Origin of the sequence: Blautia sp. AF19-10LB (assembly GCF_003461245.1) — a bacterium.
Lineage (GTDB): Bacteria > Bacillota > Clostridia > Lachnospirales > Lachnospiraceae > Blautia_A > Blautia_A intestinihominis.
Window position 1 is genome coordinate 47266 of record NZ_QTWS01000010.1, and the last position, 23489, is coordinate 70754.

At 45.0% G+C, this 23489-nt stretch carries 27 protein-coding genes; 2 read left to right on the forward strand and 25 right to left on the reverse strand.

Going from position 1 to position 23489, the window contains the following annotated elements:
• Positions 1-44: 44 nt before the first annotated feature.
• The 9 genes from DWX28_RS07585 to DWX28_RS07625 all read right to left on the reverse strand — a co-directional run bounded on the left by DWX28_RS07585 (position 45) and on the right by DWX28_RS07625 (position 7539).
• Positions 45-1421 (reverse strand): acetyl-CoA carboxylase biotin carboxylase subunit, encoded by a 1377-nt coding sequence (locus DWX28_RS07585; RefSeq protein WP_118252328.1) that lies wholly within the window; start codon positions 1419-1421, stop codon positions 45-47.
• A 10-nt stretch (positions 1422-1431) separates the two neighbouring features.
• Entirely contained in the window at positions 1432-1860 is a 429-nt protein-coding gene (gene fabZ / locus DWX28_RS07590) for a 3-hydroxyacyl-ACP dehydratase FabZ (RefSeq protein ID WP_118252329.1), read from the reverse strand.
• A 21-nt stretch (positions 1861-1881) separates the two neighbouring features.
• A complete protein-coding gene (gene accB, locus DWX28_RS07595) occupies positions 1882-2349 on the reverse strand; it encodes an acetyl-CoA carboxylase biotin carboxyl carrier protein (protein ID WP_022215483.1) in 468 nt (155 codons plus the stop codon).
• A 6-nt stretch (positions 2350-2355) separates the two neighbouring features.
• Complete coding sequence (gene fabF / locus DWX28_RS07600; RefSeq protein ID WP_118252330.1) at positions 2356-3597, reverse strand: beta-ketoacyl-ACP synthase II; 1242 nt, start codon at positions 3595-3597, stop codon at positions 2356-2358.
• Positions 3594-4343, reverse strand: a complete 750-nt coding sequence (fabG, locus tag DWX28_RS07605; RefSeq protein WP_118252331.1) for a 3-oxoacyl-[acyl-carrier-protein] reductase — start codon at positions 4341-4343, stop codon at positions 3594-3596. The genes fabF and fabG overlap by 4 nt, the downstream gene beginning before the upstream one ends.
• 11 nt (positions 4344-4354) lie before the next feature.
• On the reverse strand, positions 4355-5275 hold the full coding sequence (gene fabD / locus DWX28_RS07610) for an ACP S-malonyltransferase (RefSeq protein WP_118252364.1): 921 nt from the start codon (positions 5273-5275) through the stop codon (positions 4355-4357).
• Positions 5268-6206, reverse strand: coding sequence for an enoyl-[acyl-carrier-protein] reductase FabK (gene fabK / locus DWX28_RS07615; RefSeq protein ID WP_022215487.1), 939 nt, complete (start codon positions 6204-6206; stop codon positions 5268-5270). The genes fabD and fabK overlap by 8 nt, the downstream gene beginning before the upstream one ends.
• A 26-nt stretch (positions 6207-6232) precedes the next feature.
• Positions 6233-6460 carry an acyl carrier protein gene (gene acpP / locus DWX28_RS07620; protein ID WP_022215488.1) on the reverse strand — a complete coding sequence of 76 codons (228 nt, stop codon included), beginning with the start codon at positions 6458-6460 and terminating at the stop codon, positions 6233-6235.
• Between the two features lie 65 nt (positions 6461-6525).
• Entirely contained in the window at positions 6526-7539 is a 1014-nt protein-coding gene (locus DWX28_RS07625) for a beta-ketoacyl-ACP synthase III (RefSeq protein WP_118252332.1), read from the reverse strand.
• A gap of 335 nt (positions 7540-7874) precedes the next feature.
• Here DWX28_RS07625 and DWX28_RS07630 point away from each other — a divergent pair, with 335 nt between their 5' ends.
• Positions 7875-8222, forward strand: a complete 348-nt coding sequence (locus DWX28_RS07630) for a hypothetical protein (protein WP_022215490.1) — start codon at positions 7875-7877, stop codon at positions 8220-8222.
• A gap of 120 nt (positions 8223-8342) precedes the next feature.
• Here DWX28_RS07630 and DWX28_RS07635 read toward each other — a convergent pair whose 3' ends face one another.
• The gene (locus tag DWX28_RS07635; RefSeq protein WP_227222684.1) at positions 8343-8783 is read right to left on the reverse strand and encodes a hypothetical protein; all 441 of its coding nucleotides are present in this window, start codon (positions 8781-8783) and stop codon (positions 8343-8345) included.
• Positions 8784-9075: 292 nt separating this feature from the next.
• On the opposite strand from DWX28_RS07635, the gene DWX28_RS07640 reads away from it, so the two are divergent.
• Positions 9076-9393, forward strand: a complete 318-nt coding sequence (locus tag DWX28_RS07640) for a helix-turn-helix domain-containing protein (protein ID WP_118252333.1) — start codon at positions 9076-9078, stop codon at positions 9391-9393.
• On the opposite strand, the gene DWX28_RS20520 is transcribed toward DWX28_RS07640, so the two are convergent.
• The 15 genes from DWX28_RS20520 to nikB form a co-directional block, all read right to left on the reverse strand.
• Positions 9324-9758 (reverse strand): maltose acetyltransferase domain-containing protein, encoded by a 435-nt coding sequence (locus DWX28_RS20520; RefSeq protein WP_319638491.1) that lies wholly within the window; start codon positions 9756-9758, stop codon positions 9324-9326. The genes DWX28_RS07640 and DWX28_RS20520 overlap by 70 nt on opposite strands.
• A 51-nt stretch (positions 9759-9809) precedes the next feature.
• A complete protein-coding gene (locus DWX28_RS07650; RefSeq protein ID WP_022215492.1) occupies positions 9810-10415 on the reverse strand; it encodes an ABC transporter ATP-binding protein in 606 nt (201 codons plus the stop codon).
• Complete coding sequence (locus DWX28_RS07655; protein WP_022215493.1) at positions 10412-11332, reverse strand: oligopeptide/dipeptide ABC transporter ATP-binding protein; 921 nt, start codon at positions 11330-11332, stop codon at positions 10412-10414. Before DWX28_RS07655 ends, DWX28_RS07650 begins: the two co-directional genes overlap by 4 nt.
• Positions 11333-11341: 9 nt before the next feature.
• Positions 11342-12169 (reverse strand): ABC transporter permease, encoded by an 828-nt coding sequence (locus DWX28_RS07660; protein ID WP_022215494.1) that lies wholly within the window; start codon positions 12167-12169, stop codon positions 11342-11344.
• A complete protein-coding gene (locus DWX28_RS07665) occupies positions 12166-13161 on the reverse strand; it encodes an ABC transporter permease (protein WP_243002373.1) in 996 nt (331 codons plus the stop codon). The genes DWX28_RS07660 and DWX28_RS07665 overlap by 4 nt, the downstream gene beginning before the upstream one ends.
• A gap of 6 nt (positions 13162-13167) precedes the next feature.
• Entirely contained in the window at positions 13168-14763 is a 1596-nt protein-coding gene (locus DWX28_RS07670; protein ID WP_118252335.1) for an ABC transporter substrate-binding protein, read from the reverse strand.
• 361 nt (positions 14764-15124) lie between these two features.
• Positions 15125-15793: an energy-coupling factor ABC transporter ATP-binding protein gene (locus tag DWX28_RS07675; RefSeq protein ID WP_022215497.1), complete on the reverse strand. Its 669-nt coding sequence runs from the start codon at positions 15791-15793 to the stop codon at positions 15125-15127.
• Between the two features lie 77 nt (positions 15794-15870).
• Positions 15871-16689 (reverse strand): energy-coupling factor transporter transmembrane component T family protein, encoded by an 819-nt coding sequence (locus DWX28_RS07680; protein ID WP_243002375.1) that lies wholly within the window; start codon positions 16687-16689, stop codon positions 15871-15873.
• Entirely contained in the window at positions 16689-17693 is a 1005-nt protein-coding gene (gene cbiM / locus DWX28_RS07685; RefSeq protein WP_118252336.1) for a cobalt transporter CbiM, read from the reverse strand. The genes DWX28_RS07680 and cbiM overlap by 1 nt, the downstream gene beginning before the upstream one ends.
• A gap of 147 nt (positions 17694-17840) precedes the next feature.
• The gene (locus DWX28_RS07690; protein WP_118252337.1) at positions 17841-18419 is read right to left on the reverse strand and encodes a DJ-1/PfpI family protein; all 579 of its coding nucleotides are present in this window, start codon (positions 18417-18419) and stop codon (positions 17841-17843) included.
• A 46-nt stretch (positions 18420-18465) separates the two neighbouring features.
• Positions 18466-19224 (reverse strand): ABC transporter ATP-binding protein, encoded by a 759-nt coding sequence (locus tag DWX28_RS07695; protein WP_118252338.1) that lies wholly within the window; start codon positions 19222-19224, stop codon positions 18466-18468.
• 1 nt (position 19225) lies between these two features.
• On the reverse strand, positions 19226-20026 hold the full coding sequence (locus tag DWX28_RS07700) for an ABC transporter ATP-binding protein (protein WP_118252339.1): 801 nt from the start codon (positions 20024-20026) through the stop codon (positions 19226-19228).
• 48 nt (positions 20027-20074) lie between these two features.
• Positions 20075-21610 (reverse strand): ABC transporter substrate-binding protein, encoded by a 1536-nt coding sequence (locus tag DWX28_RS07705; RefSeq protein ID WP_118252340.1) that lies wholly within the window; start codon positions 21608-21610, stop codon positions 20075-20077.
• A gap of 26 nt (positions 21611-21636) precedes the next feature.
• Positions 21637-22503: a nickel transporter permease gene (gene nikC / locus DWX28_RS07710; protein ID WP_118252341.1), complete on the reverse strand. Its 867-nt coding sequence runs from the start codon at positions 22501-22503 to the stop codon at positions 21637-21639.
• The gene (gene nikB / locus DWX28_RS07715) at positions 22500-23444 is read right to left on the reverse strand and encodes a nickel ABC transporter permease (RefSeq protein ID WP_118252342.1); all 945 of its coding nucleotides are present in this window, start codon (positions 23442-23444) and stop codon (positions 22500-22502) included. The genes nikC and nikB overlap by 4 nt, the downstream gene beginning before the upstream one ends.
• Positions 23445-23489 lie beyond the last annotated feature (45 nt).

Here is a 23489-nt window from a genome sequence, read left to right on the forward strand (position 1 = left end):
TGTTATATCTGTTAATCCGAATTTTCGGACACCTGTCTGTTATCTTAACCCACTCTCTTCTCCGCATCCAGTTTCTTCGCTTTGCTTTCCATCCGTTCGATAAACTCTACATCCGTATTCCCGGACTGAAAATCCGGGTGATCCAGGATTTCATACTGGTAGTCCACGTTGGTGTCGATCCCCTCAATGATCACTTCACCAAGTGCACTCTGCATCTTACGGATCGCTTCGGTACGGTTCTTTGCCCACACGATCACCTTCGCGATCATGGAATCATAGTACGGCGGGATCGTATATCCACTGTACACGGCAGAATCAATACGGATTCCTTTTCCACCCGGAAAATACATATCTGTGATCGTTCCCGGTGACGGTCGAAAACCTTTGGACGGGTTTTCGGCATTGATCCTGCATTCGATCGCATGACCGGTAAGATGAATATCTTCCTGCTTGCAGGAAAGCGGAAGTCCGGAAGCGATACGGATCTGCTCTTTGACAAGATCCACGCCAGTCACCCACTCTGTGACCGGATGTTCCACCTGGATTCGGGTATTCATTTCCATGAAATAAAATCTGCCATCTTTATCAAGAAGGAATTCAATCGTTCCGGCATTTTCATACCCGGCTGCTTTTGCCGCTTTTACTGCTGCCTCACCCATTCTGGCACGAAGATCATCGGAAATCACCTCGCACGGAGACTCCTCGATCATCTTCTGATGATTTCGCTGGATGGAGCAGTCACGCTCTCCCAGATGGATCACATTTCCAAACTTATCTGCCATGATCTGAAACTCGATATGTCTTGGATGACGCACAAAATGTTCCACATACATCGTGGAATCGCCAAAAGCCATCTGCGTTTCTTTCTGTGCAGTACGGAAACTTTCTTCAAAATCTGCCAGAGTGTCAGCAACTCGCATTCCTTTGCCGCCGCCTCCGAGAGCAGCCTTGATGATGACCGGATACCCGATCGTTTCTGCTTCTTTCATTCCCTCTTCTACTGTGTAGATTGGATTTTTACCGCCGGGAATGATCGGAACACCTGCATTTGCCATCGTGTTTTTTGCCGCCTGTTTATTTCCAAGACTTGCGATCACACTGGATGGCGGTCCGATAAAAGTAATATTACACTGCTCACAAAGTTCTGCAAAACGACTGTTTTCGGAAAGGAAACCAAATCCCGGATGGATTGCATCGGCTCCTGTAACGATCGTCGCACTGATGATATTTTCCATGCTGAGGTAGCTCTGGGATGACGATGCCGGTCCGATACAGACTGCCTCATCCGCAAGCTGTGTATGAAGCGCATCTCTGTCCGCTTCTGAATAAACAGCCACTGTCTCTATTCCCATTTCTCTGCATGCGCGGATGATCCGCACCGCGATCTCCCCTCGATTCGCGATCAGCACTTTTTTAATCATAGTGTGTCACCTATCCAATCATAAAAGTCAGTTCTGCATCAACTACCACTTTGCCGTCGACACTTGCAACTGCATGACCGACACCTACCGGTCCTTTGCATTTGATAATTGTCGTTTCCAGTCGAAGCTTGTCTCCCGGGACAACTTTTCCACGGAATCTGCAGTTTTTGATCCCGCCAAAATATGCGATCTTGCCTTTGTTTTCTTCAAGGCTCAGGATTGCTACAGCTCCTGTCTGCGCAAGAGCTTCCACCATCAGAACACCCGGCATGACCGGTTCCTGCGGGAAATGTCCCCTGAAAAAGTCCTCACGGAATGTCACACATTTATAACCGACGGCAAATTTGCCCGGTTCATAATCCTCGATATAATCCACCAGAAGAAATGGATGTCTGTGAGGAAGAATCTGTTCAATTTCTTTTACACCTAATTTATTCATGATCTATACTCCCCAGTTGCTTCACACAATCCGGAACAACGGCTGTCCATACTCCACTGCCTGTCCGTTCTGCACATAAATCTCTGCAACTTTTCCGTCGAAATCGCTTTCGATCTCGTTCATCAGTTTCATCGCTTCCACGATGGCAAGTGTCTGGCCTTTTTTCACCTGATCACCAACAGAAACAAACGGATCTGCATCCTCAGACGGTGCTGCATAAAAAGTTCCCACCAGAGGAGATTTTACGATCATACCCTCCGGCTCGCTGGACGCTGCCTGTACAGTTTCAGCATTTACAGTCGCCGGACTGGCTGCTGCCTGTGCTGCTGCAAGACCCGCGATCGGCACATCCGGCTGATTTCCTGCAACCACTACCGTTTCTTTTTTCTTCTTCAGATGAATGCTGGTTCCGTTTTCTTCGTAAGCAAAATCTGTCAGTTCAGAATCTGATACTGTTTTTATTAATATAAGAAGATTTTCAAACTCCATAATCTATCAACCCTCGTATTTCTTCACAAGAAGTGTCGCATTGTGTCCGCCGAAACCAAGAGAATTGCTCATTGCATAGCGGATCTCTTTTTCCACCGGAGCACCGATCGCATAATTCAGGTCACACTCTTCATCCGGCTCTGTGGTTCCAACGGTCTGATGGATAAATCCCTCTTCCAGAGATTTTACACACGTTACAAATTCCACACCGCCAGCTGCACCGAGCAGATGTCCGATCATGGATTTGGTTGAATTTACAACCAGATTTTTTGCCGCATCTCCAAATGCCTTGTGGATCGCTCTTGTCTCAAACAGGTCGTTGTGGTGCGTGCTTGTTCCATGTGCGTTGATGTATTCCACCTCAGATGGCTGTACGCCGGCTTCTTCCATTGCCAGTTCCATTGCTCTTGCTGCGCCTGCTCCGTCCTCTGCCGGAGAAGTGATATGGAAAGCATCAGCTGTTGCACCGTAACCGACAAGCTCGGCGTAGATCCTTGCGCCTCTTGCCTTCGCATGCTCCAGTTCCTCAAGGACCACGATGCCGGCACCTTCACCAAGCACAAAACCACTTCTGTCTTTGTCAAACGGGATAGATGCTCTTGCGGCATCTTCTGTTTTGGTAAGGGCAGTAAGGGCAGTAAAACCTGCAACACCTGTCGGGCAGATACAGCTTTCCGTTCCACCTGCCAGCATGATCTCGGCATCCCCGTACTGGATCGCGCGGAATGCATCACCAATGCTATGAGTTCCGGAAGCACAGGCTGTCACAACATCTGTACATTTGCCGCGGAGTCCGAACTGAATGGAGATATTTCCTGCTGCCATGTTGGAGATCATCATCGGTACCATCAGAGGATTTACTTTTCCAGGTCCTTTGGTGAGGATTTTTTCATAGTTATTCTCTACCTGCGGAAGACTTCCGATACCGGAGCCAACGATCACGCCTGCGCGGAAAGAATCTTCTTTTTCCATATCGATCCCGGAATCTTCCAGGGCTTCTTTTGCTGCCGTCACTGCATACTGGCAGAACGGATCCATACGTCTCGCAGATCTCGGATCCATATGGTCTTTTGCGTTAAAATCCTTCACCTCTGCGGCAATCTTTACTTTGTAATCGGTGGTATCAAACTTCGTGATCGGTCCGATGCCGACTTTTCCCTCGCGGATCCCTGCCCAGAAATCCTTTACATTATTTCCAATAGGGGTAACTGCACCAAGTCCGGTGACAACGACTCTTCTCTTACTCATATGACCATTCCTCCATCGACCTGAATTACCTGTCCTGTGATGTATGCAGCATCGTCAGATGCCAGAAAAGCGACTGTTTTTGCGATATCCTCCGGCTTGCCAAAATGTCCGAGCGGAATCTGTGCGGCAGATGCTTTTTTTACTTCTTCGGATAATACTGCTGTCATTTCTGTCTCAATAAATCCCGGTGCCACTGCATTTACAGTAATTCCACGGGATGCAAGTTCTCTCGCCGCACTCTTTGTCATGCCGATGATCCCTGCCTTGGATGCCGCGTAGTTTGCCTGTCCTGCATTTCCGGCAATTCCAACTACAGATGCCATGCTGATGATACGTCCGCTGCGCTGGCGGAGCATCTGTCTGGAAACAAAACGCATCATATTGAAAGTTCCCTTGAGGTTGACATCGATCACGTTGTCAAAATCTGCTTCAGACATTCCCATCAAAAGACCATCTTTTGTGATCCCGGCATTGTTTACCAGAATATCGATGCTTCCATGAGTTTTTACAATATCTTTTACGGCACTTTCACAGGATGCAAAATCAGCGACATTCCACTGTCTGGTCTCTGCTTCGCCGCCTTTTTCCTCGATCTCTTTCTGGACTTCCTTTGCGCGTTCCTCAGAACCGTTATAATTGATCACAACTGTTGCACCTCTCGACGCAAGTTCCAGGGCAATGGCTCTTCCGATTCCTCTGGAAGCACCTGTTACAACAGCAACTTTCTTTTTATTCTGCTCTGCCACTTATTTTCTCCTTATTTAAGTTCCTCACACACCGAAACAGCTTCTTCCCAGCTTCCAATGTGATAGGATTTTACATTTTTATCGATCTTTCGAAGGAATCCTGTCAGTGTTTTGCCCGGTCCGATCTCTACGAAGGTATCCACGCCTTCGCGGATCATGGTCTCCACACTCTGCTGCCAGCGGACAGATCCGCTGACCTGCGCTACCAGAAGTTCTTCGATCTTTCCACAGTCTGTAATTACCTCTGCGTTGATGTTCGCCACATACGGAACTTTCAGGGGATTCATACTGACTCCGGCAAAAACCTTCGCCAGTTCTTCTCCTGCCGGTCTCATCATCGGTGAATGGAAAGGTCCACTTACTTTAAGCGGAAGTACCCTTCTTGCACCTGCCTCTTTGAGAGCTGTTCCCGCCTCGGCAACTGCTTTCGCTTCACCGGTAATGACAATCTGTCCCGGGCAGTTGTAGTTTGCAATGGAAACGCCCTCTCTGCCATTTAAGACATCCTCAATGACTGCTGCATCAAGTCCGAGTACTGCGGACATTGCCCCGGTTCCTTCCGGTGCTGCATGTTCCATAAAAATCCCTCTGGAGCGAACAGTGCGTACTGCATCCATGTCGCACATTCCGCCTGCCACTGCGATCGCACAGTATTCACCAAGGCTTAAGCCCGCTGTCATATCCGCATGAAGTCCCATTGCTTCGACAGCTCTCGTCATTGCAAGACAGGCTGTTACCATCGCCACCTGTGTATATTCTGTTTTGTCCAAAAGATCATTTTCTTCGAAACAAAGTTTCTTAAGGTCAAGATCTACCGCTTCAGATGCCTGATCAAAAACGGCTTTGGACAGAGGACTTTTTTCATAAAAATCCTTTCCCATTCCAACTGCCTGTGCACCCTGTCCCGGATAAATAAAAGCGATCTTACTCATCTGCATTTACCCCGTTCATCAGCTTGCCTGCATCGACAACAGTTGTTTTGATGATGTCTTCACAAGAACGTTCCTCTTTGATCATGCCTGCAATCTGACCTGCCATCAGGCTTCCGTTCTTTGCATCACCTTCCTGAACGGCTTTTCTGAGGCTTCCCAGAGTAAGCTGTTCCAGTTCCTCAAACGGTGCGCCTGCTTTTTCCAGTTCCAGATATCTGCGGACCATGTCGTTACGGAGAACACGGATCGGATGTCCGGTGCTTCTTCCTGTTACACGACTGTCGATGTCTTTTGCTTTGATGATGCTGTTTTTATAATTTTCATGGATCACAGATTCTTTGGATGCTGCAAAAACGGTTCCCATCTGGATTCCTTTTGCGCCAAGCATGAATGCTGCTGCCATTCCTCTGCCATCTGCGATACCGCCTGCTGCGATCACCGGAATCTTCACTGCGTCAACGACCTGCGGAACCAGTACCATTGTGGTAAGCTCTCCGATATGACCGCCTGCCTCACAGCCTTCGGCAACGACCGCATCTGCACCGCAGCGTTCCATACGTTTTGCAAGTGCTACGGATGCAACGACCGGGATAACTTTGACTCCGGCTGCTTTCCAGTCTGCCATGTATTTCTCAGGGCTTCCGGCTCCTGTGGTAACGACTTTGACGCCTTCCTCCACGATAACCTTAGCAACTTTTTCTGATTCCGGATTCATCAGCATGATATTGACACCAAACGGTTTGTCTGTCAGTTTCTTTGTCTCACGGATCTGCTCTCTGACCCATTCTGCCGGCGCACCGCCTGCTGCAATCAGTCCAAGACCGCCTGCATTGGATACAGCTGCTGCCAGATGACATTCCGCAACCCATGCCATGCCACCCTGGATCACCGGATATTCAATTCCTAATAATTCTGTGATCTCTGTTTTCATAATAAAATCCTCTTGTCCTGTGACTCTTATGCCTGATGCTCTGTCAGGTAGTTCATTGCGTCTGCTACGGTTGTGATCTTTTCAAGATCTTCACTTGGAATCTCTACAGAAAATTCTTCCTCAAGTGCCATTGCCAGCTCAAAAAGATCAAGGGAATCTGCATGAAGATCATCCATGAAGGATGTCTCTGCAGTGATCTCTGCTGCGTTTGCTCCTAAAGTGTCTGCTGTAAGTTCGATGATTTTTTCTAACATTTTTGTTTTCTCCTTTTTTCAATTCATTTTTTATATTTATAAATTCAGATTATCTGTAAACTGCTTTACCACTTTGTGCGGCTGTCAATTTCCCATTCTAATACGCTAGCTCCCCATGAAAGTCCTGCGCCGAATCCTGCCAGAATGATTTTCTGTCCTTTTTTCAAGACGCCCTTCCGGTTCAGTTCATTCAGCAAAATCGGAATGCTCGCGGATGACGTATTTCCATAATCCTGAAGGTTCATTGGAAACTTCCCGATATCCAGGCGAAGCCGCCTCGCAACTGCATCCACGATCCTCGCATTCGCCTGGTGAAGAACAAACCAGTCAATGTCCTCTATAGAAAGTTCATTTTCTTTCAAAACTTCCTGTATCACCTGCGGAACATTGCGGACCGCAAACTGAAAGACATCCTTGCCATTCATGGTAATGTATTCTGTTTTTGCTTCTTTGCAGTCTCTGTCAATACTTCGGATTCTGCCTGCGGCTCCCGGTCCGGTAAGTGCCGGTCCGCCTTTTCCATCGGAGTGTGCCGCCGGTCGGTAGCTCTTGCCCTCTGCTGCCTTTAGAAGAACCGCTCCGGCCCCATCTCCAAACAGGATGCAGGTTCCGCGATCCGTCCAGTCCACCAGTCTGGAAAGACTCTCACTTCCTATGACCAGGATCGTCCGGCAGATTCCGGATGAGATATAAGCCTGAGCAGTATTATAAGCAAAAAGAAATCCGCTGCACGCAGCATTGAGATCAAATCCGACTGCTCTGACCGCTCCAAGTATTTCCTGTACCTGACAGGCTGTACATGGAAAAACCCGGTCAGCTGAACCCGTTGCCACCAGAATCATATCTACTTCTTCCGGTGAAACTCCGGCTTCCTCAAGTGCCTGGCGGCCTGCTTCCGCTGCCATGGAAACTGTCGTTTCCTTTTCCACAATGCGCCGTCGCTCCACACCAGTCCGTTCCCGGATCCATTTATCACTGGTATCTACAAAACCTGCGATCTCATTGTTATCCAGAACTCTCTCAGGGACACAGGCTCCCGTTCCCCGGATGACTCCGGTTATGGTCTGTTCTTTATTCATAATAGTTGTTTCCTCATATTCCTGATTTGTTTTGATTTTAGAATATTTTGATTGTCAAAGTATATATCCAAAAAAAGCTTTTGTCAAGAGAAAAAATTAACAACTTTGCATTCCGCAGCTTTCTGGTTTGTATATAAACATAAACATGCACGTTTCATATTTATTTTCTCTTTTTCTCTGATATACTAAATCTGTAAAGCAGTATTCCTATGGAAGCCTGCTTTTTTCTTTAAAAAGAGCTGAAGAGGTTATCTAAACTTTTTCAGCTTTTCCTTTTGTCGATTTCGCGCTATAATAGAGTTATCAATATACAACATAGGAAGGGAGATTTTATCATGTCCAAAACAATCCGTGAATTAACAGAAGACCTGCTCGCAGCACCATCCGCATGTGCCGAAGTCAAAGAAACTGCACAGAATTATCTCGATGCTATCGGCAGCGAAAATGAAGCTGCTGCTGCCAAAACATTCGTAGCAGAACTTGAAGAAGACATCATGCCGATCGACGGTCTGATTGCTTTCGCAGAGTCCGATATGGGTGCCAAAGTTTTCGGTGAAGAAGGTGCAAAAAACATCCTGATCCACGCCAAAGAGATCAAATCCAACGGAGCAAAATACTGCGACTGCCCTGCATGTGCAGCGTGTGAAGCACTGCTTGAGAAGAAGGATGAAATCCTGAAATAAGGGTTATTGTTTATCAGATAATTACATAATCATTTAGAATGCCCAGACAATGCCGCATACGTTTTATCGGCTGCCATTGTCTGGGCGTTTGTCTGACAAGCTAAAGAGACCCGCTGGCATTTACTTAATGTCCATCAGCTTCTCCTGCACTTTCGCCGGAACTCTGATCAGCTCGAACTTCCAGAAAATACTATATATGTAAGAAATACCAAAAATCTGCCCTATCGCCTTCGGTCCTTTATATTCCGGCAGGATCAGCTCTGCTTTTCCATCTATATCACAAATCTGAGTTGCATCGATCACTTTGTGAAACGCCAGAAGCACAGAACTTCGAGTCAGAGTTTTGCTGCTTTCCTTACGGGACACCAGCAGTTCTCCACTGTATTCCCCGTTTCGCTTTCTCTTCACAACATAAGAAAACGGAAGCCCCGATGAAGTATTAAAAAACTCCCCCTGCCCTGCCAGAAGTGCATCCCACAATAATTTATCAAGTTCTGTTTTCTTCTCCAAAATCCCCTTCTGCAGCCTTTTCACTGCCACCTCACGCTCGCTCTGATACATACTCACAAAACATCACCGTTCCTTAGTCTCAAGTGTTTTAGTTTTTTATAATTAAGTCATTATGTGTAATATATCACTTAATTTAAGTCTGGCATTACGCAAGAACGAAACGCTCTTTAATCTTACCAGTATCTCCAATATTTCTCTTCCAAAGATAATTTTGTCTCTGGTTTTATTCCATATTTTTCCAAAATTAAGTATTATATATCTTGCTTTTTATATTTCAGGTTTTATATATCCTGTTTCCAGTAAGTTAGTGATATAAAATGTCACAAAAAGGAGAATTTGTGATATGAATACGAAGGAAAGTTTCAGCACACGGCTTGCGCAGTTAAGAACGGATGAAGAAATCTCTGCCAGAGAAATGAGCCTTGATCTTGGTCAGAATCCCAGTTACATAAATCGAATTGAAAATCAGAAAGCTTATCCATCTATGCAGGTCTTTTTCTATATTTGTGATTATCTCAAAATCACTCCTGGAGATTTTTTTAACCAGCATATGAGTTACCCGAAAGAAATAAATGAATTAATCAAAATCCTTCAGAATCTGAACTCCGAGCAATTGAAGTTGATCAAACAGATTGCAGAACAGTTTTGTAAAAAGAAATAAAAAATTAAAAAATGAACCACAGAACAGTTTTTGACAGCTATTCTGTGGTTTTTGTTTTTTATTTCAATGTATCCCACCCAGTCAATCTTACGATCTCTGTAGTAATACTCTCTGTCATGGTCGTTGAGTTCTCGAAGGACACGGCAGGGATTACCAAGATGAACATGCCGTCCGCCCCAGTTTGCATAAAACGGTGGCTCGATATAACAGCCTTCTCCTGCTTCTGCGAACATTTCTTTGATCAGCTCTGCTCGTTTTTCCATCTGGGATGGGCGGGTCTGATTGTAGTCGTACATTTTTTCCAGGCAGGTCATCTGGAAACCTACAAGTTCTTTGATGTTTGGATTAAAAAAATACCAGCTTATAAAGCATAGTGTTGATGTTCCATACTATATCTTTATAAACTGGTGTTTCTTCTATTTATCTAACTCAATTACTCTTGTGCAGACTTTCTTGATCAGTTCCGGGCTGTGGCTGACTACGAGCATTCCGATATTTCTTCGTTCTGTTTCTTCGATGAGAAAATGCCAGATCTGGCTCTGGGTGATGAGATCCAGCATGGTTGTGATCTCGTCTGCCAGAAGGAAACGGGTTCTCTGTCCCAGGGCTCTTGCAATGCAGAAGCGCTGTAATTCTCCTCCTGAGAGTTCTGTCGGAAATCTATTCATCCAGTCGGGTTCTATTCCCAGCTTTTCGATCAGTTCCGGTGCTGTCCTGTCTCCTTCTTCGATTACATTTTTCATGCGGAGTCTTGGATTTACCGCCTGCTCCGGGTGCTGCCAGATCATCTGTATCGGACAGTATGCGCCATATTCGCTGAGTGGTTTGCCATCAAGAAGCACTTCGCCACTTTGCGGTGCTTCATATCCAGACAGGATCTTACACAGAGTTGTTTTGCCAAAACCACTGGGAGCTATGATTCCTACACGTTCACTGCTGTCTGCACTTAAACTGAACTGTCTCAGTATCTGTCTGCCTTTTACATCATAACTAAAAGACAGATTTTTTGCTTCAAGTCTCATAATATGCACCTCACATATCCACTGCCGGAAGCTTTCCATGGAATCTCGCCCTGACATTCCTGTGATTTCCTGTCGCATCGTGGTGCAAACGGGCATCCCTGCAGGTTATCTTTTACATAAGGCTGTACCCCGTTAATATATTGGAAACCGTGCTTCGGCATCGCACGCCAGAGTGCTCTGGTATATGGATGTCGAAGAGTTTCTTCCTCATTAAAATCATCCACTGCCGCGTCTTCGATCGTATAACCGGCATAAAATACCTGTACTCTGTCTGCCGTTTCCAGGGCAAGTTCCAGATCATGTGTAATGACAAGAACAGCAGCTCCCATATCCGCAAGCTGGCGAAAATGTTCCATTGCACGTTTTGCGAGTTTCGGATCCAGCCCGGGTGTCGGTTCATCCGCGATGACCAGCTTTGGATTCTCGATCAATGCTGTAGAGATCATGATTCTCCTGGTCATTCCCCCGGAAAGTTCAAACGGATACTGTTCCTGAACCTTTTTATCCAGAGAATATTGTTCAAAAATAGAATCCAGATGTTTCTTCTTTTCTTTGTTCTTTTTTCCTTTGCAGATCTGCTGTCCGACCTTCATTAATGGATCCAGATAAGAAGTACTCTGCGGGACCAGAACGATTTCTTTCCCCCGCAGTTTCCGGATGTTTTTTTCTGTCAGCGGCTCTCCGCAGTATCGTATTTCTCCACCCATTTCAGCATTATATGGCAAAATCCCCATGATCCCATGTGCCAGCAGACTTTTGCCCGAACCGGAAGAACCGACTACTGCCACCATTTCTCCTGCATGGATCGTGACACTCAAATCTTTGATCACAGGCAGTTCTGTCTGCTGTATTCCTTTCTGGTACTGGGTAAAAGATATTTTCATGTTGTTGATTTCCAGAATTTTTTCCCTTTCCATTCTCTTCTCCTATTCGTGTGCACTTGCCGGATCCAGCAGCCTGCGGAGATTTTCACCTGTTGTATAAAAACATACAACGGTGATCACCAGCATAATTCCCGGAAATAATGCAAGCCACCACTTGCCTGTGATCAGATATTTCATTGCTTCTGACAAAATAATTCCGATCGCAGGCTGTTCATTTGACAGCCCGAACCCAAGAAAAGTGATACTGGATTCATGAAGGATCGCATGCGGAAAAAGAAGGACAAGTCCGACAATAAACTGCGGAAGCAGATGTGGAACCATGTGTTTCATTGCGATATACAAGTTGCTTTTTCCCAGTTTTCTGGCTGTTTTTATGTAAATCTGTTCTTTGAGCTGCAGCACTTCACCTCTAATCAGTCTCGCCAGAGATGTCCAGTGCGTCAGTGCAACTCCAAGAATGACTCCCTTAAGTCCTCTTCCGCATGCAACGCAGATAAGGATCAGAAGAAGCATATGCGGAATTCCCATGACCAGGTCTATGATCCATGTCACAATGGTATCTGCTGTTTTTCCCATTGTTGCAGATACAACTCCAAGAATAAATGCCATGACCGCGCTGAACGTAGCTGCACATACTCCTATGATGATACTGATAGAAAGTCCCCTGACTGTCCGTGCAAACATATCTCTTCCAAGCCAGTCTGTACCAAACGGATATTTCAGGCAGGGTGCAAGATTTTTTCTGGAAAAATCTGTTGCCCTTGCTGCATCTTCGCAGAACAGGCCGCTGATACAGACTGCTATAAGAAACACCACGGCGATAACAAGCCAGAGTACCAGAGTTTTTCTGCGGTTCCATCTGTTTTTCATCTTCCCGCACCCCCTCTTCGGATCCGCGGGTCGATGACTCCGTACAGAATATTGGCTATAAAGTTTCCTCCAAACACAAACAGTGCACTTATGATCGTGATCGCCATCAGAAGCGGCATATCACTTCCAAGACCTGCACTGACCGCTGCCTGTCCAAGTCCCGGATAGGAAAAAACCTGCTCCACAAGCACTGAGCCGCCAAATATCTCGCTGATCGAAGCAAACTGAAGTGTCACTGCCGGGCCAAGGACATTGCGGAAACCATGGTTTTTGAATATCTGCCAGTTACTCTCTCCTCTTGCTTTTGCAAAAAGCACGTAATCGCTGTCACAGATGTCGATCATTTTTTCTCTGGTATGCATGGCAATATTGGATATTCCTGTGATGGAAAGTGTCACCGCCGGAAGGATTGCATGACGCACACGGTCAAAAAAAGTCACTCCGCTTGCCTCAACTCCAATCGGTACACTTAATCCTATCGGAAGTATTTTGAGCCATACTCCAAAAATGATAAGCAACAGCATAGCAATCCAGAATGCCGGGGTACTGGAGATCACCAGACAGTATCCTTTGATGATCTTATCAATCGGTTTTCCACGGTTCATCCCTGCAAGTGAGCCCAGCAAAAAACCAATCAGTCCTGACAAAATCCATGCAATGATCATCAGAAACAGGGAATTTCCAAGTTTTACGGCGATCACTGTCGTTACCTTCTGTCGATAAAGGAGAGATATTCCCATATCTCCCCTCACAAAATCTCTGAACCATGCAATGTAGCGCTGCAGGGGCGGCTGTCCCACGCCCCAGTATTCTTCAAGTTTTGCGATCTGTTCCTGACTCATGCTTCCAAGCGCAGCCTGTCCGACGTTCGCTTTCAGAGGATCGATCGGAGAAGCTGTCATAAGTGCAAAAGCAGCAACACTGACCGCAAACAGCAGAAGCAGCACTTTAATGAAATTTTTTAAGATAAATTTTGCTTTTGAATTATTCAAGATCTGTTACTCCCATGACCACTGATCTACGTTATTTACGATAGACCAGCCATGTCCGTGTGGATGGATCTTCTGGTCAGCTACTTTGAGTCCGTCTTTTACAAAGTACAGATGATCGATATTGCAGAGCCAGATCCACGGGATATCTCCCTCCTGCGTAATTCCGCTCTCTCCGTCCCACTGGGCTTTTTTCCAAAGGTCATACGATGCTTCCAAATCACTGGATTTCAGAGCTTCATCCATATATTTGTCTACGGTTTCGTTCGCATATGGAGAGTACTCTGCAAGGCCGGTCTCGCTCATTGTATGATAGATGTTGTACAGCTCCATTGGTGTATGTGCGCCCCATCCCCATACAAGTGGCTCAGACTCTGCTCTTGTGTAGGCAGTATCCCAGTCAACGCCCTCTGTTGACACTTCAATTCCAAGTTCGGCAAGCTGATTCTTGCTGTCTTCTGCCAGTGCCTGGCGAACAGAATCGGATGCCGGATACAGCATGGTAAATTCCGCACGTACGCCGTCTTTTTCACGGATTCCGTCATCACCTTCTGCCCATCCTGCTGTTTCAAGAATTTCTTTTGCTTTATCCAGATCGTATTCTACTTCTGCTTCCTCGTTATACCATGGCATTTTATCGCACACGCTGTATGCCGGGGTTCCGTAACCATTCAGGACATTCTGGATCATTTCTTCACGGTCAATGCCGATATTGATCGCACGTCTTACTTCCACATCGCTGGTGAAGTCATTTCCATAAGTTACTCCGTCAATTTCCTCTGCTGCAGTTGCCGGAAGGTTGAATCCGCGGTTATCTACTGTCTGCACGCTGAATAGATCATATCCATCAACCGTCATATCTGAATAAGATGCCGCCGTATGTGCCACGTCTACCGTGCCGGACTGAGCTGCTGCCAGTGCTGCATCTTCTTCCATGAAAAGAACGGTTACTTTTTTCATTTTTGGTGCTTCGCCGTAGTAGTCCGGATTCGCCTCAAAAATAACCTGCTGTCCTTTGTCCCACTGTTTCATGATATAACGTCCGGAACCGATCGGATCCTGTCCGTAATTCTCATCATAAGCATGTTCCGGAACGATTCCCACAATTGCCATTGTATATGGCCAGACTGCAAATGGTGTGTTCATGTGAAATTCAACCGTTGTATCATCCACAGCCACTGCTTCTTTCAGCATGGAAAAATCATTGACGGAACTGTTATCGCGGCAGTTGTTGTATGTAAATGCCACATCGGATGCTGTCAGAGCTTCACCGTCTGTAAATTTGACATCATCCCGGATCTTAACAGTCCAGGTAAGTCCATCATCGCTCACAGAATAATCTGTCGCCAGGTCCATACCGATAGAAAGATCTGTGTTTGTAGTAGTAAGTGTGCTCTGGATCAGTGGCTCATGCACATGCTCTCCTGCGCCCCATCCATATGCCGGGTCAAAACCGGACTCCGGCTCAGATGTTGTCGGCATGGTTACGATTACTTCATCTTTCGCTGTGCTTTCTTCCTGTGCCGCAAATACAGTTGCAGATCCTCCTGCAAAGGATGCTGTCACACAGACCGCCATCATAATTGCCAGTAATTTTCTCTTCATTGTCTCATTTCCTCCTTTTGTTCTTATTTATGCATAACGCTGTGTCTATCAACAGTTTTATGGTTTATTTTTATTTATTATGCATAACAAGTTCTATCAGTATACCATCAATTTCGGTCATATATAACCGCCCCTGGGGGATATTGACATATTCATATATCGCATGGATCATACTGTTTTTTTCATGGCTTTACATCCCCCTGGGAGGCTTGTTTTTACACTGCGTTTTGTTAAAATATAGTCAACACAAAGAACTGTGTTATTTTATCAAATAAAGGTGCACAGACCTCCACCCTTAAGGCACCAGTTAACCCATAATAAAAAAAGTACTTCTAATCCGCGGGAAGTACTTTTTTTATATTTATATCATTTTTAATTCATGGTCTTCATTCATAACCGCAAATCTGCTTCCGATCGTTTCTGCAAGATGTCGATTATGTGTGATAGTAATCAATGTCTTTCCTGCCCTGTGAAAATTCTTCAGAAATTCCAGCAGCATGTCCTGTGTTTTCTCGTCCAGACCGGCAAGCGGTTCATCCAATATCAGCACTTCCGGATTTAGTGAAAGAATACAGGCAAGCGAAACTTTGCGTTTCTCACCTCCGCTCAGATGATACGGCGGTCTTTCTCTGAGTTTTTCTATTCCAAACAACTGCAGACAGTCTTCTGTTCTTTGCCTGATTTCAGTTTCTGACAGTCCCATCTGAACAGGGCCAAATGCAATTTCTTCTTCCACGCTTCCGCAGAACAGCTGTGTATCTGCATTCTGAAACACATATCCCATCTGCTGATGGAACCACTTTGCAAACTGTCTGTCTTTCAATGCTTTTTCTGTAATTTCATGATCATTATAAAAATAATGTCCCTCAGAAGGATATATAATTCCATTCAATAACCTGATAAGCGTGGATTTCCCACATCCGTTTGGTCCCTGAATAACCACAGAATCGCCTTTTTCAATCTGGAGATTCACATATCTTAGTGCCACCTCATGCTCATATGCGAAGCAAACTTTTTCCAGTGTGATCATAATTGTCTACCTTTATCCTCTCTCCTGCTGCCTTTATGTCTTTATGAAACAGATGTATCGTAAACGTTACTGTTCATTCAGTTCAGGTGAATAAACAGTGCCACGCACCCTGCCATGATCAAAATATGTACAATGTCGTACGGACACACTCTGTATTTCTGTTTTGACTGATATTCTCCGGTGAATCCCCTGCAGCACATGGATGCATACATTTCTTCTGCCATTTCGCTGGATTTGAGAAAGGTAATTCCAAGAATGCCGGAAAAAGATTTTGCCTTGTCCGGATTTTTTCCCACAGATCTCAGGCTGACGGACCGTAAAATCTCCACACATATCTCACCCAGAACTGAAATATATTTCAGTGTAATATCCAGAGTAAAAATAAACAACGATGGTACATGAAAAGTTCTCATGCCGGCTGTGAGTTTATTCCACGAAGTCCCTGCTGACAAAATACCGACCAATGTTACCGATACGTATACTCTCGCTGTAATGTTTGCCAGAGTCTGAGGATTCCCCATAAAAACCGCCGGCAAAAGAAGAAATATCGAAATCATAACTGATCCTGCTGTTCCGCTTAATATCTGTCGGATAGCAGATGCTGAGAAAAAGGCCAGTCTGACCGTTACAGCAACACACATGATCAGTACAAACAGATAATTTCCCGAACATGCGGTAAGAATAATATAAAGTACCGTATAAAACAATTTAAGAGAAGGAGTGGCAGAAAATCTGCCATCCTTCCCTTCATCAAATCTGAGTCTTGCCAGCACAGACAAAACAGATTTTGTGCTTCTGGTAAGAAAAGCTTCTTTGTCTGCAGAGGGGTTATACTCTTCCTGCCTGCACATCCAGTCTGGAATCTCTGTTTTTTCTGTTCTGTAATTATCCATCATTATGCCGCTTTCTTTTTGAAATCAACTTTGTCTTTCATAAGTGAAGAAATGATCTTAAAGAAAATCACCAGAAGTGCCACACCGACAACTGCCGACAGAATATATCCTGTCCATTCCGGCATACCTGCCATGGAATAATCCGGGAACAATGTCGAAAGTTCAAATCCGCTTTCCATTCCTGCCGGAGTGTATCCCAATTGTGCGCCGCCACTGACAAGTGTTGACATTTCATCAACGCCCCATTCGCCCCAGGCAGTGCCTGTCGCAAGAAGACCGATCGGTGTCAGGACGATAAGTATCGCAATCAGTATATACAAAGGTTTAAATGAAGTTTTATTCGGAACTGCATCCAGAGCGGATGGTGAAACCTTCTCTACAAATGTCAGTACCACTACAGTCAGTACAATCTCTGCCAGTCCAAACAAAGTAATATGTCCAATCATCATTGCCGGTATGGACACGCTTAAAGGATATGGACAATAAAGAGCCTGACCTGCCGCATTCTTAAACAGTAATGGCTGAATTCCAAATTCTACAGCGGCACAGAATGCTGCTGCATTGATTCCTATATATGCACCAATCGCGGCACTGAGCTTACGCATACCCGTTTTTTTCAGAAGCAGCTTATACAGGAAAAATCCCAGGTACGGCAATACAAACGCCATATTGAAACAGTTTGCTCCAAATGCAAGGATTCCTCCATCCCCAAAAAGCAGTGCCTGTATCAGCAGCGCAATAGAAACGGATATACATCCGGCTGCCGGACTGCCTGTAAGGATTGCAATAAGAGTTCCACCTACTGCATGTCCTGTAGTGCCTCCCGGAAGTGGCACATTAAACATCATTCCAAGAAATGAAAAGGCAGCACCGATACCAAGAAGCGGCATCCTGGCCTTTGGTATTTCTGTTCTTACTTTGTTGATTGAATATCCCCAGACCGGAACCATGGCGGCTGTCATTACAGCACATGTCGACGGACTTAAATAGTTCTCAGGTATATGCATAGATATACTTCCTTTCCCTGTGAAAACTTTATTTTATTTGGTGCGCGCCTCATAATTAACTGTATTGTAGCACCACATTAAAGCGTCAGCAACCTACCCTGGGGGATATGGAGATATTCTTATCTGTTATGGATAAGTGATTGTTTTTCATATGTGCAGGCTACTGTCCCATTCATATCCTATTTCTTCTGCAATTTTTTCAGCGATATCAATATCCAGCATATCACTGATCAGCCCCAGTGCCATGTCCATTGCCGCTGTTGTCGTACTGCTGGAATAATATTTCCCGTCCGAAATCCAGTTCTCTCTACTGATGTAATTGATTCCCACTGTAAACATCCGCTTCCAGTTTTCATCATATGCATAATCTGCCACCTGCCTATGGAACAGAAGCCCTGTTCTCACAAGCATTGCAGAAGCATTCTGAACCATCACACAAAAAGATGCTTCTTCTACGGCCTGTTTTAACATCTGCTGTCCCTTATCTCCTTCTGTATGCAGAAAGCTCTTGACGCCCTTTCCTCCTGGAATCAAAAATATATCCTCAATCTCGATAGGATTTAATGGTTCGGTCCATACTTTTATTCCCTGCTTTCCGGTGATCAGTCCTCCGCGCAGTGAAATAAAGCGTATATAAAAATGCTCCGGTACACATCCAAAGATCTGCACCGGGCCAAACGCATCCATCACTTCAAAATCATCAAACAGAAAAACATTTACTACCATAATTCCTGCCCTCCGGTTATTGTCGTTGATTATTATGCTGTTAATTTTATAAAACTGAATCTATTAAGTTTTTTGTATAGTCCATCTTCGGATGATTGATGATATCATCTGGGGTTCCGTATTCTACTGTCTTTCCATGATAGAGCACCAGCACTTTGTCACAGAATGCCTGCACCAGTGCAAGATCGTGACAGATCAGGATAAACGACAGATTCTCCTTCTCTTTCAGTTCGATCAGAAGTTCCAGAATCTGTTTCTGCACGGTTACATCCAATGCACTGGTTGCTTCATCGCAGATCAGGATTTCCGGATCTACTGCGAGAGCTCTGGCAATCGCCGCTCTCTGGCACTGCCCCCCGCTGACCTGGTGAGGATAACGGTCAGCATATTCTTTAGAAAGACCGCATCTTTCAAGAAGGTTTTCCACACGTTTCCGTGTTTCTGCACGATTTATCCCCATATTCCGGAGACTTTCCCCAATTCCGTCGCCTAAAGTGCATCTTGGGTCAAAAGATTCCATCGGCATCTGAAAAACCATCTGGATATTCTGATATGTTTCTCTCAAATCTTTGCCTCTGGCATGAGTGATGTCCTTTCCCTTAAGAAAGACCTGTCCCTCTGTGATACTTTCCAGATGTGTGATCATCTTGGCAATCGTACTTTTGCCAGATCCGGACTCTCCTACAATTCCAAGGCATTCTCCACGTTCCAGTTCAAAGCTTACATCATCCACAGCGGTCATGGATTTTTTCCCTGATATAAATACTTTTTTGAGATGGTCTGCTTTCAGGATAATGTCTGTCATTTTACTGTACCTCCTGATTTCTGTTCCGTTTCAGATGAAGCACGGAACTCATCAGTTTCTTTGTATACGGATCTTTCGGATGATCCAGAACAGTCTCAGTTTCTCCATACTCCCTTGCCTGTCCATTCTGAAGTACCAGTATTCTGTCTGCCATCAGCCTTACAACACCGATATTATGTGTTACAAGAATCATCGCGGTATTGTATTCTTTACGCATAAGCAGAAGTTCCTCTACTACCTGTTTCTGAACGGTCACATCCAGAGCACTGGTCGGTTCATCTGCCAGAAGCAGATTCGGATGCATGATCATGGCTGTACAGATCCCCACTCTCTGGTTCATTCCACCGGAGAGTTCAAACGGATAACTGTCCAGCACACGGTCACTGTCATCCAGACCTATCTTCTTCATGATCTCTCCGGCACGTTCCCGGATTTCCTTTTTGCTGACTTTCTCATGTTCGGATACTGCCTCATGTATCTGTGCTCCAATTGTCCGAACGGGACACAATGCAGTTTTACAGTCCTGAAATACCATTCCGATCTCTGTTCCCAGAAGCTTACGGAGTTTTTTTTCACTCATGTCTGTAAGGTTCTCACCTTTGTACCAGATATCACCTCTTGTAACCAGACCTTCTTCTCCCAGAATCCCCATGATTGCCTTGATGATCGTACTTTTGCCGCTTCCGGACTCGCCCACGATTCCAAGGATTTCGCCCTGCTTTAATTCAAAGCTGACATCCTCAACCGTTGGTTTTCCATTATAAGAAATTGTCACATGCTCTACACGAAGCAAAGAATCCATAATTTATTTTCTCCTCAAAAATTGCTGCTGCAAGCAGAAGCAATAATTTTATTCTACATCCAGGTCAGCAGTGATCTCATAGTAATCGCATGGATGTGCTGCCATTCCTGTAACATTTGACTTGGTTACGATTCCCATATTCAGATGAGATACAAAGAAGAATGCATCGTCATCCAGAATATCCTGCTGAAGTTCTACTGCAAGTTTGGCTCTTTCATCCTTATCAAAGCTCTGATGAAGCTGATCTGTCAGTTTTGTTACTTCTTCATTCTGATAGTTTCCATAGTTCTTGGCACCTGTAACTGTACTGGTAAAGAAGTATTCCGGATCTCCGGTCGGTGCTGTGGTTGTAGAACTTACATATACATCAAAATCTCCACTCTTGGCAATTGTCATATGATCCGAAGTATTATTTACAACCACATCAATTCCGATATCTTTCAGCGTAGCCTGTGCATACTCTGCAAGTTTCGGCTGTTCCAGGCGGGTTGGGTAAGTCAGCCAGTTAATGCTGAGTTTCTGTCCATCTTTATCTACATATCCATCACCATCAGTATCTGTCCATCCTGATTCTTCGAGAAGTTTCTTAGCGCCTTCCGGGTCATAGGAAACCGTTTCTACTGCATCATTTCCATAAGAAAAGCCGCTTGGGAAAGCTGTCTTTGCCGGAACTCCACGTCCTTCCATGATGACAGAGCAGAATCCGTCTTTGTCGATTCCCATCTCAACAGCTTTACGCACGTTCTGGTCTTTCATGATCTCTGAATCCATATTGAACTGACCAAAGAAGCATCGGCTGGTCGCACAGGAATTAATCATGTAATCTGAATTATTTTCAAATAATGCATAGTTGTCATACTGGAGTCCATAAGTACCCTGAATATCACCTGTCTGCAGGGCTGCGGTCAGTGCACTTCCGTCTGCAAAAGATTTGACTGTAACTTTATCTACTTTCACTTCACCGCCCCAGTAGTTATCGTTTTTTACCAGATCGATCTGGGTTGGAGTGACGTTCTCTGCAATATATGGGCCAGTTCCGGCCACATTGGCAGATCCGCCTTCTCCCTGGATTCCATAATCCATGTCAATGATCGCACCATATGGATCACCAAGATAATTAATGATCGCTGGACATGGTTCTGTGGTATAAATAGTAAGTGTCAGACCATCTGCATCAATATAATCGATCTTGAGGTCATAAGGTGCACGGTCATGAACTGCGATCAGATCTTCCAGACATTCCTTGACTGCTTCCGCATCCATGGTACGTCCACTGGAAAACTGTACTCCGTCACGAAGTGTGATCTTTACAGTTGTATCATCCACAAATTCATAATCAGTTGCAAGCCATGGCTCTACTTCCATGTTGTCATTATATTTGAACAGAGTTTCGCCAACGCCATAACGAAGTGCACTCCAGCCTGAATAGTTGTCATGTGGGTTTAATCCCGCATCTCCCATTTCCTCGCTGTATCCGGTTGTTCCATAAACAAAAGCCTTTTCACCGTCAGCCCATACGGTTGTAGACATTCCTGCTACAAGCATTGCTCCTGTCAGAATTGCTGCAAGTAATTTCTTCTTCATAATCGTTGTTTCCTTTCTTTATTCTCTTATTTCTTTGCTCTTTCTTTTGGATCCATAAAATCTCTGAGTGTATCCCCGAGAAGATTAAAGATCATAACGGTTATAAATATGGCAAGTCCCGGTGCAAGTACCATCCATGGTGAGATCTGAAGCATACTCCTTCCATCATTAATCATGCTTCCCCACTCTGCCATCGGAGGCTGTACGCCAAGTCCGAGGAAGGACAGTCCTGCAAGTTCCATCATCATAGTTCCGATATCAAGAACAGCGGTAACCAGTATCGGACCTGCAATATTCGGTAAAATATGTTTAAACATAATTTTCAGTGTGCTGCTTCCCGAAAGTCTCACCGCCATCAGATATGGTGAATCTTTCTGTGCAAGAGTCAGTCCTCTGGCAAGTCTGGCAAACTTCGGCCATCCGATGACGGCCAGTGCTATGATTGCATTCTGGATGCCACCGCCAAGTACACCAGCTACTGCGAGGGCAAAAACAAGGCTTGGGAACGCAAGAAACAGATCTGATATACGCATCAGCACAGTATCTACGATTCCTCCACACCACCCGCAGATGATGCCGATCACCGTTCCAAGTATCGTGACGATCGCCACCAGAAGCAGTGTCGCATAAATACTGGTCGTACTTCCTACCAGTACACGCGAAAACATGTCTCTTCCGTAGCGGTCTGTACCCAGTATATGTTCTGCACTTGGCGGTTTCTGTGCCAGCAGAAGATCCTGTACATCCGGATCATACGGACAGAGCTTCCGTGCAAAGGCTGCGACAACAAGTAAAACCATCGCCAGTATAGTAAAAAAGATCAGCTTTTCTCTGATATGATTTTTCTTTATTTTCTGTTTTCGGACAGATATCTGTTTCTTTTTCTGCGTCATGCTCTGTCACCTCCTAATCTTACTCGAGGATCCAGATAGTGATAAATGATATCCGTGATCAGGTTTACAACCACATAAATGATTGCCATCCAGGCTACATATGCCTGAATGATCGGGTAATCTCTCATGGTAATGGCATCTACTGCCATTTTGCCAACACCATCCCACATAAAAATAGTCTCAACGATCGTAGTTCCTCCCAGAAGACTTCCTATTGATAAAGCCAGCAGAGTAATGATCGTCAGCATGGAAGATTTCATCACATTCTTCCAGATGATCACACTGCCTCTCACCCCTCTTGCCCTTGCTCCGGCTACATAGTCCTTATTCAGTTCTTCAAGGATCGTTGCCCTTACCTGTCTGGTATACTTGGATGCCATAGATATCGCAAGGGTCAGAGTTGGCAGGACAAGGCTTAATGCTATATTGTCACTGGTAATGACCGGAAACCATCCCAGTCTGATGGAGAAAAAGTACATCAGCACCAGTGCTGCAAAAAAGTTCGGCATGGAATTCCCGATAAAACTTAAGAAGCGTATCAGGTAATCGCTCCATTTATTATGTTTTACTGCTGAGAGAATTCCGAGTGGAATTGCGATCAGCATTGTCAGCAATATAGAAGATACGGTCAGCATGATCGTTGCCGGAAGTTTTTCTACAAATGTTTCATAAACATCTCGTTTGGATACGTAGCTCTTGCCCATGTCTCCGGTTGCCATTCCTGCAAACCATTTCGCATACTGAATAAGAAATGGCTGATCCAGACCATATTCCTTCCGCGTCTCATCAATGACTTCCTGTGAAACTGCTGAACCGGCATTCTCATACATATACGTTACCGCATCACCGCCCGCCAAACGCATCATGGCAAAAGACAAAAAAGTGATCCCAATTAGAATCGGGATCAGCTGAAGAAGTCTTTTAAAAATGTATTTAATCATGAATTCTCCTTTTGTGTCTGTAAATCATCAGACAAAATATCCGCA

Coding starts and splice junctions, on each gene's coding strand:
- DWX28_RS07585 (WP_118252328.1), bottom strand. CDS start 1,421: ATGATTAAAAAAGTGCTGATCGCGAATCGAGGGGAGATCGCGGTGCGG.
- fabZ (WP_118252329.1), bottom strand. CDS start 1,860: ATGAATAAATTAGGTGTAAAAGAAATTGAACAGATTCTTCCTCACAGA.
- accB (WP_022215483.1), bottom strand. CDS start 2,349: ATGGAGTTTGAAAATCTTCTTATATTAATAAAAACAGTATCAGATTCT.
- fabF (WP_118252330.1), bottom strand. CDS start 3,597: ATGAGTAAGAGAAGAGTCGTTGTCACCGGACTTGGTGCAGTTACCCCT.
- fabD (WP_118252364.1), bottom strand. CDS start 5,275: ATGAGTAAGATCGCTTTTATTTATCCGGGACAGGGTGCACAGGCAGTT.
- fabK (WP_022215487.1), bottom strand. CDS start 6,206: ATGAAAACAGAGATCACAGAATTATTAGGAATTGAATATCCGGTGATC.
- acpP (WP_022215488.1), bottom strand. CDS start 6,460: ATGTTAGAAAAAATCATCGAACTTACAGCAGACACTTTAGGAGCAAAC.
- DWX28_RS07625 (WP_118252332.1), bottom strand. CDS start 7,539: ATGAATAAAGAACAGACCATAACCGGAGTCATCCGGGGAACGGGAGCC.
- DWX28_RS07630 (WP_022215490.1), top strand. CDS start 7,875: ATGTCCAAAACAATCCGTGAATTAACAGAAGACCTGCTCGCAGCACCA.
- DWX28_RS07635 (WP_227222684.1), bottom strand. CDS start 8,783: ATGTATCAGAGCGAGCGTGAGGTGGCAGTGAAAAGGCTGCAGAAGGGG.
- DWX28_RS07640 (WP_118252333.1), top strand. CDS start 9,076: ATGAATACGAAGGAAAGTTTCAGCACACGGCTTGCGCAGTTAAGAACG.
- DWX28_RS07650 (WP_022215492.1), bottom strand. CDS start 10,415: ATGAGACTTGAAGCAAAAAATCTGTCTTTTAGTTATGATGTAAAAGGC.
- DWX28_RS07655 (WP_022215493.1), bottom strand. CDS start 11,332: ATGGAAAGGGAAAAAATTCTGGAAATCAACAACATGAAAATATCTTTT.
- DWX28_RS07660 (WP_022215494.1), bottom strand. CDS start 12,169: ATGAAAAACAGATGGAACCGCAGAAAAACTCTGGTACTCTGGCTTGTT.
- DWX28_RS07670 (WP_118252335.1), bottom strand. CDS start 14,763: ATGAAGAGAAAATTACTGGCAATTATGATGGCGGTCTGTGTGACAGCA.
- DWX28_RS07675 (WP_022215497.1), bottom strand. CDS start 15,793: ATGATCACACTGGAAAAAGTTTGCTTCGCATATGAGCATGAGGTGGCA.
- DWX28_RS07680 (WP_243002375.1), bottom strand. CDS start 16,689: ATGATGGATAATTACAGAACAGAAAAAACAGAGATTCCAGACTGGATG.
- cbiM (WP_118252336.1), bottom strand. CDS start 17,693: ATGCATATACCTGAGAACTATTTAAGTCCGTCGACATGTGCTGTAATG.
- DWX28_RS07690 (WP_118252337.1), bottom strand. CDS start 18,419: ATGGTAGTAAATGTTTTTCTGTTTGATGATTTTGAAGTGATGGATGCG.
- DWX28_RS07695 (WP_118252338.1), bottom strand. CDS start 19,224: ATGACAGACATTATCCTGAAAGCAGACCATCTCAAAAAAGTATTTATA.
- DWX28_RS07700 (WP_118252339.1), bottom strand. CDS start 20,026: ATGGATTCTTTGCTTCGTGTAGAGCATGTGACAATTTCTTATAATGGA.
- DWX28_RS07705 (WP_118252340.1), bottom strand. CDS start 21,610: ATGAAGAAGAAATTACTTGCAGCAATTCTGACAGGAGCAATGCTTGTA.
- nikC (WP_118252341.1), bottom strand. CDS start 22,503: ATGACGCAGAAAAAGAAACAGATATCTGTCCGAAAACAGAAAATAAAG.
- nikB (WP_118252342.1), bottom strand. CDS start 23,444: ATGATTAAATACATTTTTAAAAGACTTCTTCAGCTGATCCCGATTCTA.